Raw genomic sequence first — 13,005 nt, 5'->3', positions numbered from 1 at the left:
GATTGCAAGTAATATTTTTGCTATAAAACGTGATGAAAGCCTACATACTTTCGAATGAAAGCTGTGCTAAGATACAATTCAGAAATTACCGCTATTTCATTAAAGCTAAGATTCCCAAGCAGTCAGGTTTGCAGCAGTCTAGTTTTATAGTATTGACATTATAATCAATATTAATGATAGTGATGGTAGCCCTTACACCGATCAATATATAATTGTGGAAGTAAAATAATGAGTAACCAGTTAGAACAGCTAAGTAAATTAACCACTATTGTTGCAGATACAGGCGATGTGGACGCAATTAAATTATACCAGCCTCAAGATGCGACGACGAATCCATCACTTATCTTAAAAGCAGCTGCATTACCGACTTATCAACCATTAGTAGCACAAGCAATTGCGTATGCTAAAGAAAATGCAACACCAGAAACACAAGTAGCACTTGCATGTGACAAACTAGCTGTATTAATTGGTAAAGAGATCTTAACGACAATTCCAGGTCGTATCTCGACAGAAGTTGATGCGCGTCTTTCTTATGACACTGAAGCAAGTGTGAAGCAAGCGTTACTACTGATCGAGCTATATAAAGCAGTGGGCATTGAAAAAGAAAACATCCTGATCAAACTGGCTTCGACTTGGGAAGGTATCCGCGCTGCAGAACAACTTGAAGCAATGGGCATCAACTGTAACTTAACGTTACTATTCTCTTTCGCACAAGCGCAAGCATGTGCAGAAGCAGGCGTATTCCTAATCTCTCCTTTCGTTGGCCGTATCATGGATTGGCACAAAGCGAAAACGGGCGAAACATATGAAGGCGCTAACGATCCAGGCGTTATCTCGGTAAGCACTATTTACAACTACTACAAAGCATCGGGTTATAACACGGTTGTTATGGGCGCAAGCTTCCGTAACACAGGTGAGATCCTAGCCCTTGCTGGTTGTGACCGTCTAACAATCGCACCACAGCTATTAGAAGAACTACAAAACTCTTCAGAGCCTGTAGCACAAGCTCTATTCTCAGAAGCAGAACAAGTCGCACCAAAAGCGAAACTAACTGAAGCAGCATTCCGTTGGGATCACAGCCAAGATCCAATGGCAGTTGAAAAACTAGCTGAAGGTATCCGTAACTTCGCGATTGACCAAAACAAACTAGAAACGATGATTGCTGACTTATTCTAATTTGAATAAGGCTATACCCAAACGGCTTGAAGTCGCTTGGGCTATAATTTGTTCTGATTTGAATAAATAGTATCGTCGTTAACAAAAACGCCCAACGCATTACTCAAAAGAGTACTACGTTGGGCGTTTTTTTATGCATTATTTAACCAAGCTATTATTTAATCAAACAACTGTACTGTAACTTGGTTATATAACGATTATACTTTTGGCCAAGCCAATGTCTCTGGCTGTGCATAAGCAACTAATGCTTCTTTACATGCAGCAGTCTCAAATTCTTTACCGCTAAACTCGTCAGCCACAAAGCTAAAGTCTTCACCATCAAGGGTAAACTGTAAGCAATACGCGTGTAGGTAGGCGCGATCGTATTTCCAAGCATCAGCACTTTGATATAGCGGATCGCCACAGATAGGGCTACCTAGGCTGTTTAATGCAACACGTAGCTGGTGTGTCTTACCTGTATGCGGTTTTAATACTACTAAACGCTTACCATCACCGATGCTTTGCGTGAAGAACTGCGTAACAGCAGGGCTAGTTAGCGTTTTTGTTAAACGCCACATGCTGCGACGTGAACGTTCCATATCGCCTTTCACTAAACCTTGTTTTTTCTTTGGCTTGCTATCGATAACACCCAAGTAATACTTTTGGATCTCGTGCAATTCAAATAACTTCGCTAATTTAGCAGCCGCTTCTGATGATTTAGCCAGTAACAACAATCCTGATGTCACTTTGTCTAGACGGTGTACTGGAAAAACTAATCTGCCAATATCCTTTCTGACAATAGAACAAATACCATCAACGCCGTCTTCATCGTGAAAACCAATGCCCGCTGCTTTGTTGATAACCAAGAAATCGTTATTCTGAAATAAAATGCTATACATTAAAAAAACCGATGCTGAAAATGAGGCCGAAGTGTACCCTAAATAAGCAATATACCCAAGCGACTTCAAGATGCACAACCAGAAAATCGAATGAAGAGTATCTTCAAGACATGAAGTAACTTGGGTATAAAAATCATATCCACCAGCAACTATTGACGTTAAGATAAGTAATAGTACGCTAGGATAAGTAATATTAATAAAAGAGGACCTTACTTGTGTCAGAGATCAAAGCTGAAATTGATATTTACTATTGCCGACAGTGTAACTGGATGTTGCGCTCTACCTGGCTAACACAAGAGCTCCTGCATACCTTTGGTGAAGAGATAAGTAAAATAAGCTTACACCCAGACACAGGCGGTCGCTTTGAGATCCATTGCAATCAGCAACTGATTTGGGAACGTAAACAAGACGGCGGTTTCCCCGAAGCCAAAGTATTAAAACAACGAGTGCGTGACATTATCGCCCCAGAACGCGATCTCGGCCACAGTGACCGAACGGTATAATCAATGACAACACCGCCATCAATAATCGTCCCCCCATTGACTGAACTTGAATTAACAGGACAAGTGCAAAGCCATGTAATTGAACTACCGTCACAACCTAAGCTTATCCACCAGCAAGTATTAGCGGCATTTCAACAGTTACAAGCGCGGGCAAAACACGCCGGATTCAATCTCGATGTAGTATCGAGTTTTCGCTCTTTTGAACAACAACTGCATATTTGGAATAATAAATTTAGTGGCCTAAGACCCATTCTGGGTCATGACAGTCAGCCATTAGATCCAGCTATACTTAGTGAAGAAGAAAAAGTCTTCGCGATATTACGTTGGTCGATGCTACCCGGCGCAAGTCGCCATCATTGGGGTACTGAAATAGATGTGTGTGACTACAGCGCGTTACCTCAGGGTTATCAATTACAACTGGTCCCACAAGAATATGACGAAGGGGGCTATTTAGCGTCATTTTCTGCTTGGCTAGATGACAATATTGCCGACTGTGGTTTCTATCGCCCCTATCGACAAGATCTCGGTGGCGTATCACGCGAGCCTTGGCATTTAAGTTACTTACCCATCGCAGTAGAAGCACAAAAAGAATACACATTAGCGCTAGTCATCGACACTATCCGCAATGCGGACATTCAAGGTAAAACCGCTATTTTGACGAATATAGAACATATTTATACCCAGTATATAAGTAACGTTTCAACACCTAATTAATATCGAGCAACAATGCTCAATTACGATTAGATAACGCTCGCATAACAATAGGAGGATTTATGGTTTGGCTCATTATTCTAGTGGCCTTAGGTTTTATTATAGGGTCAATCATGGCGTTAAAATACACCGCAAACATGAAAATGAAGATACCAGAAGAAATTGAACACCAATTTAACAAGAGCTTACATCTTGATGCAGGTAAAAATGCCAAAGCATTGACTGATGACGACGAGCAGCAAGAATATAACAATGAATACCGTAACGAATACGATAAAAACCCAATGGCAGATGACGACAAGAAAGACACAGACAAATAACATTCAATAACGGCTATTTCACGATTACCTATAATAACGTCGCAATATAAAACGCAATAAAAAGGGCCTATGTACTGATACATAGGCCCTTTTTTATTCCATGACTAACCACGCAAGGTGTGTCATTGCGATTATTCAGCCGCTTTCTCGGCACGTAATACATCTGCCGCATCTTTCAAACTAATGAATAATTGGCTCATCACTTCAGCTGACAAAGGTTGCTTGTCTTCACCAAAGAAGGCAATTGAAGTATGACCATTAATTTCACCGACTTGAATGCGGTAATCATCTTCCGCTAATGTCACGCGCGTGATCTTATTGTCAATCCAATAATCATCCGTTTGTTCGTCAAAGCTTATTAACATCGAGGCTGCCAGTTTATCTTCATCTTCAACCGTCATCCCTACTTTGTTTAATACCATAGGCAATAATTTCCAAGCATCATCAAACGGAATATTCAATGTAATAACAGGGTGTTTCTGATCAACAAAATCAATTTTAAGTTTCGATGCTTTTTGTTGTTCAGTCTCTTTGTTGTTACCTTCAATACGATCAATTTCGTAATAGATATTAAGTAAGTTTAACATTTGAACAGCAAAACGACGGCTATCGCCTTTACTTAATTCATTATCAACCTTAGTACCTTCTAAACGTTCTTCATGGTCAATCAAGTCCACTTGCAGACCAACAGTACGTTTATTTTCCCCCGCTAATAGCGTGAACTTATAACGCTGCTTTAATTCGTATTCTGATACTTCTCTAAATTCATCAAACGTTTCTTGGTTAATTAACCAATCCGTTTCTAGCGTATGATTCACGTCATCGAGTTTAGCAATAGCGACTTTTTTATCGGCTAAAAAGTTCGCTAACAATGTCCAGACCTGCGCAGAAATATCATCTTGTGAACTACGGCTATTAAACCAAACCGTGACATTTTCACTGCCTTCTTGAACACGTACTAATGGTGATAACGCCAATATTTGTACCGGAGAACGCACATCAACAGCCCTACCCACAGGATAGTCTTCAGTCCCTTCGGCTAATTCAGGCACATCAAAACGCTGTGTATACAAAGGCGCATCAAGTCCGTCTGCAATCACCAACTCTGGTTTGACTGTTTGATTTAAATATTCAAATTCTTGATTTGCCTGACGTCTTGTATCTGTTCCTGAACAAGCACTGACTAAAATAGCACACGCGATAACGCTATAACGCTTCGCAGCAGTCAAGCGGTGACCTGTTGATGACATAGTCATAGTATTAATATTCCCTAATTCAAAAATTTATGCGTCCACTGCAAGCGCGAGTGCCGCACTCACTTGAGCATGATATTGCTGATCTAATTCAATTAATGGTAACCGTAAATTAGCCGTTGTCGTCAAAGATAACTGTTTGCACGCCCATTTTACCGGGATTGGGTTAGCTTCGACAAATAAATCTTGGTGTAAACGCATTAATTTATTATTAATTTCAGTCGCTTCTTCGCGCCGTCCCGCTAATGCAAACCCGCACATACGGCTCATGGCATCCGCAGCCACATTACTGGTAACAGAAATAACCCCGTTACCACCTTGCAACATAAACTCACAGCCCGTTGCATCATCCCCACTATATAGTAAAAAATCATCCGGCAGGAAAGGCTTAAGCTGAGTCAAACGCGTTAAATCACCGGTAGCATCTTTGATACCTATAATAGCATTAAGTTCCGCTAATCTAACCACGATCTCATCACTAATGTCACAACCTGTACGACTCGGTACATTATACAAAATCTGAGGTAAATCACAGGCTTCTGTTATCGCTTTGTAATGCTGGTATAAGCCTTCTTGAGTTGGCTTATTATAATAAGGCGTGACACAAAGTCCGGCAGTTACGCCTAGTTTGTGTAATTCTTGACTTAATGTAATGGCGTTTCGGGTACTGTTTGACCCTGAACCAGCAATAATAGCGATACGACCTTGCGCCATGTCCAGTACTTCTTTAACCACGGAAAGGTGCTCATCTTGGGTAAATGTGCACGACTCGCCAGTGGTACCTAACACTGCAAGCGCTGAAGTATTGCTCTGGATATGATATTCAACTAAACCTTGTAAAGAGCAAAGATCGACGTCTCCGTTGTCGAGCATAGGAGTAATAAGTGCGACGATATTACCTGTTAACATATTGGCCTTGTGATAACTAACTATAAAACACGTGGCATAGTAATAGTACCAGTCGGTTGCCGCAAGCATATTTTGGCTATATGCATGACAACATCAATATGCTGGTTGATAAGCTTACGGATTGTTGCATCTTGAAGTTGCTTGGGTATATCATGCTCTACTTGTTTACCTTAATTTATCAGGAAGAAAATGACGCAAAATTTAGTTATCACCGCCCTTGGCAGCAACAGTCCCGGTATCGTACATAAACTGATTGGACACGTAAGTAATTGCGGCTGTAATATCGTTGATAGCAAATTGGCTATTTTTGGTAATGAATTTACCTTAATCATGCTTCTGTCTGGCGAATGGAACGCCATGATCCAACTTGAATCCAGCTTGCCATTAAAGAGCCAAGAGCTTGATTTAATCACCATGATGAAACGCACCGAGCATCACGAACCGATTAGTTACGCTCATACCATTGAAGTAGAAGTGACGATTCCTGATTCAACAGGACTTATCGAACAGTTCACCTTATTCTTTACCAAGCATGATCTTAATTTAGCGGGATTACGCTCAGAAGTATTAAGCAGTGATAAAAATTCGGACGTGTTAAAAGCTAATTTCACTTTAAATACCACACATGGCTGCGATCTCGTACAATTAGAAGCTGAACTTGCAAGTCTATGCCAGCATTTAGATGCCGATTATCAATTCATTGTTGAAAGTAAGACAACCACATCTTAAATGAAAAAACGCGGTTAATAGCAAATATACTAACCGCGCCTAATCTTATTATCTCAGCCTGTATCACATATTAATTCATCGATGATGACAAGTGCAGATTAACGTCCCTTAATTCCAACTTCTTACGGTTTTTACGTCTTAATATATAAGGCATTAAGAACATATATATCCCCGTTATCCACAGCATCAGTAAAATCACTGCGGCAGGTAAAAATAACCATAATTTAGCATGCTCATGAAAAAATGAACCATCGTGTAACGATTCAATTAGATCTGAACGTCGATATTCCACTTGTAATATTTTTCCGCTGATATTATCAATTTGAATTTCAATTTTGTTTTTAGCCTTTACTTTCACAATCCCTTTCGAAGGCCTAACATCGATACGACTTACGTTTTTCCAACCATTAATCTCTGCTTCAGGTACTGTGCTAGCGATATCTAATATTTGTTGAAAAGATAATTGCGGCACTTTCCCTTCACCTTTCATACTCGCGGGTTGAACCCAAGTAAATTCTTTTTTGACTTGCAGTAATAATCCACTAATAAGCACAACAAGTATAGGTAGCGCGATAATTGCCGCGCCCCAATAGTGGGTTTTACGATTGACTCGTTTCCAATTTACTTTTTTCATAACCGTTCCTTGTTATCTGATTTAGGCTAAAATGCCAAACAACAAGGAGTGTAATGATAATCATTGTTATTTACAACAATGAGATATGTATTATGAAAGACTGGTAGAGACCACAACTTAAAGAACTAAATCTACATAATGGACATTTACCAAAATAAATAACCATTTATTTCAGTTTAAATATAAATATCGACCACTACATACTCTCAATACGAAATTTAGACCTGCTTATTTATCCACCAAAAAACTATTTCTTAAATCTGCCTAACCTTTAATTCCCAATTTATCATTCATACGGCTAAACATATTCAAAATATGTGCAGACTCCTCTTCATTACATCGAGGAGTCATAAACATAAAAACTCAGACTATGCTAATAGGTTGAAACCTTTACTCTCACATTCCGGTATGCTTCCACAGCATCTAAAGTGAGATATACCCAGCCTTTACTGGCATGTACTGTAATATCTTCACGATTACCACTATTGGTTGAGGATTGTTGATAGCTATCTTTTGATGCCCAAGTAGCGCCACTATAATAAAGATTTACATCACCTTCACCGCCCTCAGTACTAAAGAACAACGTTGAATCATCTTCGACATAGTAAGCAAAGTATTCGGGGTGTTCAGAGGTAACGCAAACCGCCTGGCCTGCCGTTAATGTACCGTCAAAGTCTTCGCTAGCGATGCAAGTGTTATCCGGTAACTGAGGGGTAATATTACTAACCATTAGTTTTATATCTGAAAAATCAGGTTCGCCTTTGACCATCAAGTATACCCAACCAATTGCAACATCAGCCATGATCAACTCGTTATTCCCTTGTTGTTGCGACGTTAAAGTAAAACGGTAATCCGTTGGCCACCCACTGTTACTAAAATAAAGGTCTGCATTACCACGACCACCCTGTATAGAAAAATACAAAGTGCCAGCTTCTTCTACATAATAGTAATAATAAGCTACATCAGTACCTGAGAGACCACAGATAGGTGTATTAAGACTTAAAGCGCCATTCGCTTCTTCCGGAGTCATACATTCACCGATGTTATTCCCACCGTTATTATCATTACCAAGTTCAGTCAACCAATAACTGAAATCTGCATTATAAATATCACCCATAGATAACATATAACTGGCGTAGTTACTGAAATTACCTTGACGTAATTCATTCAGAATATTGTTAACTTCCGCTGCATGTTTTTCAAACATATAGCGAACGGCTAGATAACCACCACGGTAAACGCGTTCTTGACCACTGTTATAGTCATTCATAAATAATTTATTTAATTGATAATTATTGTTCTTACCAACTTCAATTGCATCACTATTATCATCACCGTGCGATATATACTCAGCAAGTCCTTCAATCCACCAGATCGTCGATTCTTTTGTTGAGTCGTTAAAATTACCTTTGATATTGTATCGCCCATCAAGATAATGAATATACTCATGCTTAAGGTTCCAAACCTCAAAGCGATCTGTGATCCAATCCGCTTCATGGGCAATAAAACGCGCTTGATTATTAGGCACAGAAGGCTCACCTTCCAGATACATGCCACCGTTATCAGTACTAATACCAAAAAAAGTACCCGCGTACTGTTTATAATTAGTGGCATCATTGAAGATCACGACTTCCAGAGCCGAATTATGATCATCCGTCACTGGTTGATAACCCGTATTAAGTTTTGCGTGGAAGTAAATCTCTTCCTTCGCCATTTTCTCACATGACTGCTTTAGCTCACCCTGAGTCATAGACTGAGCACGGATCTGAATTGTCGGACTACATGTATAACTTATAGGAAGGACTTGTTGCTCTAATTTTTTTTTATAACCACAGATATTGTATTCTTCACAATTACTGTAATAGTCCACCATTTCTGCAGCCGCTAACCAGATACCGGTTCCCCGACCACTCATACTATAATCACGAAGTAATTCAAGTAAGTAAGGTTTTACCTTATTTTGTACTGAAGGCGCATAGTTAAGCATACGCCCCAGCTCTTTCGCTGCATTGTTGATTAAATACTCATTATCTGTACCGATAAGATAATCCTGCTTATCAATAAACACTTTGAGGGCATCAACAATACTATTATCTTTTGCAAGATGTTCAGCAAAATCATCTGCCCATTGGCCTCGCCATAGGATAGTAAATACCGAGTTAATCGACGCACTCATATTGCGTGAATCATTCCAGCTATTATCAAAACGCGCCAGCATATCTTTCACAATATAAATAAAATCGGCATTGTGACCGGAACTGTCCACTAACGTTAATACCTCAGAAAGCACTTTACCGTGTTCATCTGTTACATCAGTAAAATGTTCATTTTTGAAAAATTCATCTAATGCGATCAAGGACGACTGTTTAATCGCATCAGAGTACTCACCTACAGCATCTCGTTGATAAAATTGGGTATAATAACCAGCTCTTAAAAACAGTACTAAATTAAGAATGTTATCATCCTTATTACCCTTGTAACGACGACTCGCTGAGCGGAAAGAGTCCGTAATCGTGAGCATATTATTTTCATTAAAAATGTTAGCAGCATCAGCGCTAGTGACAGAAAATTGTTTATTGATACAGCCGCTGGAAACACCAGTCACGTAATCGGTCAAACTCCTGCCTGTTCGGCTAGTAAATTCAGTTACGGAACAACTTTCATTAATATTTGGTATTGCTGCATCCGACAACATAGTAAACCGCTTTAGGCGAGGATAGGTTGTCAGCTCAGGTAATGTCATTGGGGGACGTTCGGTTACATCCTGTATCTGTGATAGCTGTGGATGCTGATGATTGACCCTAGATAATTGGCTTTTTGATGCTATACCGTCTGCCTGAGCAAACCCGACAGCCATCAAACTACCAACAATTAGCAAGAAATGTTTTTTCATTACAAACTCCATTTATAACGCTGTTAATTCAAAATAAAAAACCACATAAACAAACTAATTTGTTATTAATATCTTGTTATTTAGTTATGCGGCAGCATTAAAATACACCCCAAAGATAGCACTTACCACTTTAGGGGTGTTGGCATGATTGGATTTTATAATTTTTTTCAATTTATGATACGTGACAGGCAGTTTCATTGTAAATGATGTGCATTCTTATAGACTGTAACTAATAACGGATCAACGTATTATCGATGGCATCCGTCCAGGCTAAAATGCCTCCAGTGAGATTAAAAACATGCTTATAACCCTGAGCAGTAAACTGTTGACACACTTTCGCAGAGCGCCCCCCTAACTTACAGTGAACCACCAGTACTTGCTCGGGTTTGAACTCCGCCATATGCGCATCAATTTGAGCCATAGGGATATGCTGGCTCTCCATTATCTTACAAATTTCGCGCTCATAAAGTTCTCTTACGTCGATTAAAACTAAGGGCTCCTTAGTATCCAACCACTGTTTCAGCTCTTGCGGGCTTATGTCCTGATAACTGCGTGGTTCAGCACTGGTTGTAATACCACAAAATTGCTGATAATCGATCAATGCATGAATAGACGGATGCTTACCACATAACGGGCAATCTGGATTTTTATCGATCTGTAAATATTCAAATTCCATTTGCAGCGCATCATATAGCAGCAGCTTACCGGATAAGCTATCACCCATTTGGGTCAGCATTTTAATCGCTTCGGTAGCCTGAATTGAGGCTATCACAGCCGGTAATACCCCAAGCACGCCACCTTCGGCACAAGACGGTACTAATCCTGGCGGTGGTGGAGTTGGATAAAGGCAGCGATAACAGGGCCCTTGTTGATAATTAAACACAGTTGCCTGACCGTCAAAACGAAAGATACTACCGTAAATATTCGGTTTATTGAGTAATACACAAGCATCATTCACCAGATAACGGGTAGGAAAATTATCGGTACCATCAATCACCAGATCATAGGGTTCAATCAACTGCATGGCATTGGCACTGGTCAGTAACTCGGGATAACAGCTAATTTCAATATAAGGATTGAGCTGACGCAGACGCGCCGCAGCACAATCGACTTTCGGCTTACCGATATCATCGACGGTATACAAGACTTGCCGTTGCAAATTAGATTCGTCGACAACGTCATTATCCACTATACCTAAATGACCAACTCCTGCGGCGGCAAGATACAAACCCAACGGGCAGCCTAACCCACCCGCACCGATGATCAAAATACTGGCAGATTTTAGTGACTCTTGTCCTTCAATTCCCATTTCGGGCAACATGATATGGCGGCTATAACGACCCAACTCCAAAGCAGACAAACGACGTTTAGGGTCAGAGCCTCCCGCGATTGCCGGGACGATACGCAGTTCACTGCCTTGGTGTAAGCGAGTATTTAATCCTTGCTGCTGACGAATATCGACCTTGTCGTGAAATAAATTAACGAAATTACGTAGCTGTCCGTTTTCATCCATGACTTGTAATTTCAGATCTGGATACAGAATAAATAGCTGTTCAAGTGCCATTGCAACACTATCAGCGTCAACGTCTACGGTACGACTATGATCGGTAAAACGCCGCAGCGGGGATGGGATTTTTAGCGTCACTGTCATCATATTAATCTCCCGGATTAATGACTTCCTGATGGAATTTATTGCGATCATCGCTCAATTGCCACGATCGATAACTGCGTACCTTACCTGCAAACACAGCAATAATAATGTAACTGACTCCAGGCCAGGCATGTAACCGATCAAATTCAGAAGGGAGATCCGGATGATCAGGGTGAGAATGGACAATGCTGATGATACTTTGCCCGTTGGTATCCGCCTCATCTTCAGCTAATTGATAGGCTATGGGGTCAATGAGAAAACGGCGCTGCTGATTGTGTCCGTGATCATTGTTACAGGGTATATAATAATCCCCCTTGGCCACGTCTGCGTTGCTTGAACCGATAATGAAACCACAGCTCTCATTTGGAAAACAAGACTCTGCCTGCGCTAGCATCGCCGACTTAATCGCGTCATTAATTTCAATTGTCATGATTGCCATAACCCCGTACTGAAATAACGTTCGCCACTGTCACACATTAAGGTGGCCACCACCCCTTCTGACAGCTCAGCCATTAATTTGCAGCAACCAGCAAGGTATGCACCCGAAGATTGCCCCACAAAATAACCATGACCAGCCATAGTAAGACACATATTTTTGGCTTCATCGGCGCTCACATCAAGCCAACGGTCAACCAAAGAGGCATCAAAAATTTTCGGTAAAATATCATCTTTTTCGCCCAAGGGTTTCAGGCCTTCAATACCCGGCCAACGCTCGGGGCGGATCCCCACGATAACGACCCCCGGATACTTAGCTTTTAGTCGTTGCGCAATACCCGTTAAGGAGCCGCCAGTACCTACACCACAGACAAAATGGGTGATGGGGCCGGATACCTGCGCAATTAGCTCCGCGGCGGTGCCGTGATAATGCGCAAGCACATTGGCTTGATTACTGTATTGGTCGGCAAAGAAATATTTATCTGGTGAGTTGGCATATAACTCATGCACATGACGGATGGCTTGATCGTAACCTTCTAACGCATCGGTCTCGATCAGCTGCGCACCGTGGGCTCGCAGACGCATTTTTCTTTCATTACTCGCATTGTCGGGGATCACGATGGTGACCGCATAGCCGAGCGCTGCGCCAATCATGCTGTAAGAAATACCCGCATTACCGCTACTGGAATCGAGAATTATTTTACCTGGCTGTAACAGGCCATCTTCGATCGCGCTTGTTAGGATCAGTTTCACCGAGCGGTCTTTAAGCGAGCCGCCGGGATTCAGCCACTCGGCTTTAGCAAACAAACTGACACGTTCAGGCTGTGGGCTTAGAAAGCTCAGGTTAATTAACGGCGTATTTCCAATTAAATCCAGCAGTTCCATGGCGTTCCAAATAACGTATTTAACGTCA

The 13,005-nt window shown here is 41.0% G+C and carries 13 protein-coding genes; 5 read left to right on the top strand and 8 right to left on the bottom strand.

The features are described 5' to 3' along the window. Positions 1–228 precede the first annotated feature (228 nt). Entirely contained in the window at positions 229–1,176 is a 948-nt protein-coding gene (tal, locus tag AKG98_RS00435) for a transaldolase (RefSeq protein WP_067039692.1), read from the top strand. Between the two features lie 197 nt (positions 1,177–1,373). On the opposite strand, the gene AKG98_RS00430 is transcribed toward tal, so the two are convergent. After that, positions 1,374–2,054 carry a TIGR01621 family pseudouridine synthase gene (locus AKG98_RS00430; protein WP_067039690.1) on the bottom strand — a complete coding sequence of 227 codons (681 nt, stop codon included), beginning with the start codon at positions 2,052–2,054 and terminating at the stop codon, positions 1,374–1,376. 215 nt (positions 2,055–2,269) lie between these two features. Here AKG98_RS00430 and AKG98_RS00425 point away from each other — a divergent pair, with 215 nt between their 5' ends. From AKG98_RS00425 to AKG98_RS00415, 3 genes are read left to right on the top strand one after another with little or no spacing between them, the layout of a single operon-like run. Beyond that, entirely contained in the window at positions 2,270–2,557 is a 288-nt protein-coding gene (locus tag AKG98_RS00425) for a SelT/SelW/SelH family protein (protein WP_067039687.1), read from the top strand. 3 nt (positions 2,558–2,560) lie between these two features. Next, complete coding sequence (locus tag AKG98_RS00420) at positions 2,561–3,271, top strand: M15 family metallopeptidase (RefSeq protein WP_083543843.1); 711 nt, start codon at positions 2,561–2,563, stop codon at positions 3,269–3,271. A gap of 59 nt (positions 3,272–3,330) precedes the next feature. Continuing rightward, a complete protein-coding gene (locus AKG98_RS00415) occupies positions 3,331–3,588 on the top strand; it encodes a DUF2897 family protein (protein WP_067039684.1) in 258 nt (85 codons plus the stop codon). A 131-nt stretch (positions 3,589–3,719) separates the two neighbouring features. Here AKG98_RS00415 and bamC read toward each other — a convergent pair whose 3' ends face one another. After that, positions 3,720–4,844, bottom strand: a complete 1,125-nt coding sequence (gene bamC / locus AKG98_RS00410; protein WP_067039681.1) for an outer membrane protein assembly factor BamC — start codon at positions 4,842–4,844, stop codon at positions 3,720–3,722. Between the two features lie 27 nt (positions 4,845–4,871). Beyond that, positions 4,872–5,750 (bottom strand): 4-hydroxy-tetrahydrodipicolinate synthase, encoded by an 879-nt coding sequence (gene dapA / locus AKG98_RS00405; RefSeq protein ID WP_067039678.1) that lies wholly within the window; start codon positions 5,748–5,750, stop codon positions 4,872–4,874. A 189-nt stretch (positions 5,751–5,939) separates the two neighbouring features. Between dapA and AKG98_RS00400 the strand changes: the two genes are divergently transcribed. Beyond that, positions 5,940–6,479 carry a glycine cleavage system protein R gene (locus AKG98_RS00400; protein ID WP_067039675.1) on the top strand — a complete coding sequence of 180 codons (540 nt, stop codon included), beginning with the start codon at positions 5,940–5,942 and terminating at the stop codon, positions 6,477–6,479. A 70-nt stretch (positions 6,480–6,549) separates the two neighbouring features. Here the strand turns inward: AKG98_RS00400 and AKG98_RS00395 are convergent, their stop codons facing one another. The 5 genes from AKG98_RS00395 to AKG98_RS00375 all read right to left on the bottom strand — a co-directional run bounded on the left by AKG98_RS00395 (position 6,550) and on the right by AKG98_RS00375 (position 12,977). After that, complete coding sequence (locus AKG98_RS00395) at positions 6,550–7,113, bottom strand: PepSY domain-containing protein (RefSeq protein ID WP_067039672.1); 564 nt, start codon at positions 7,111–7,113, stop codon at positions 6,550–6,552. A 373-nt stretch (positions 7,114–7,486) separates the two neighbouring features. Continuing rightward, positions 7,487–10,006 (bottom strand): M9 family metallopeptidase, encoded by a 2,520-nt coding sequence (locus tag AKG98_RS00390; protein ID WP_067039669.1) that lies wholly within the window; start codon positions 10,004–10,006, stop codon positions 7,487–7,489. Between the two features lie 229 nt (positions 10,007–10,235). Continuing rightward, positions 10,236–11,660: a molybdopterin-synthase adenylyltransferase MoeB gene (gene moeB, locus AKG98_RS00385; protein WP_228140165.1), complete on the bottom strand. Its 1,425-nt coding sequence runs from the start codon at positions 11,658–11,660 to the stop codon at positions 10,236–10,238. Position 11,661: 1 nt separating this feature from the next. Then, entirely contained in the window at positions 11,662–12,087 is a 426-nt protein-coding gene (locus AKG98_RS00380; protein ID WP_067039666.1) for a M67 family metallopeptidase, read from the bottom strand. Further along, complete coding sequence (locus AKG98_RS00375) at positions 12,084–12,977, bottom strand: PLP-dependent cysteine synthase family protein (protein ID WP_067039663.1); 894 nt, start codon at positions 12,975–12,977, stop codon at positions 12,084–12,086. The genes AKG98_RS00380 and AKG98_RS00375 overlap by 4 nt, the downstream gene beginning before the upstream one ends. Between the last annotated feature and the right edge of the window lie 28 nt (positions 12,978–13,005).

It is taken from the genome of Moritella sp. JT01 (assembly GCF_001574435.1).
Lineage (GTDB): Bacteria > Pseudomonadota > Gammaproteobacteria > Enterobacterales > Moritellaceae > Moritella.
Note: the sequence above shows the minus strand (reverse complement) of the source record. Positions and strands in the feature narration are given on the sequence as shown.

Bases quoted from the DNA above. Each gene is read 5' to 3' on its own strand.
- tal (WP_067039692.1), top strand. From the start codon at position 229: ATGAGTAACCAGTTAGAACAGCTAAGTAAATTAACCACTATTGTTGCA.
- AKG98_RS00430 (WP_067039690.1), bottom strand. From the start codon at position 2,054: ATGTATAGCATTTTATTTCAGAATAACGATTTCTTGGTTATCAACAAA.
- AKG98_RS00420 (WP_083543843.1), top strand. From the start codon at position 2,561: ATGACAACACCGCCATCAATAATCGTCCCCCCATTGACTGAACTTGAA.
- AKG98_RS00415 (WP_067039684.1), top strand. From the start codon at position 3,331: ATGGTTTGGCTCATTATTCTAGTGGCCTTAGGTTTTATTATAGGGTCA.
- bamC (WP_067039681.1), bottom strand. From the start codon at position 4,844: ATGACTATGTCATCAACAGGTCACCGCTTGACTGCTGCGAAGCGTTAT.
- dapA (WP_067039678.1), bottom strand. From the start codon at position 5,750: ATGTTAACAGGTAATATCGTCGCACTTATTACTCCTATGCTCGACAAC.
- AKG98_RS00400 (WP_067039675.1), top strand. From the start codon at position 5,940: ATGACGCAAAATTTAGTTATCACCGCCCTTGGCAGCAACAGTCCCGGT.
- AKG98_RS00395 (WP_067039672.1), bottom strand. From the start codon at position 7,113: ATGAAAAAAGTAAATTGGAAACGAGTCAATCGTAAAACCCACTATTGG.
- AKG98_RS00390 (WP_067039669.1), bottom strand. From the start codon at position 10,006: ATGAAAAAACATTTCTTGCTAATTGTTGGTAGTTTGATGGCTGTCGGG.
- moeB (WP_228140165.1), bottom strand. From the start codon at position 11,660: ATGATGACAGTGACGCTAAAAATCCCATCCCCGCTGCGGCGTTTTACC.
- AKG98_RS00380 (WP_067039666.1), bottom strand. From the start codon at position 12,087: ATGACAATTGAAATTAATGACGCGATTAAGTCGGCGATGCTAGCGCAG.
- AKG98_RS00375 (WP_067039663.1), bottom strand. From the start codon at position 12,977: ATGGAACTGCTGGATTTAATTGGAAATACGCCGTTAATTAACCTGAGC.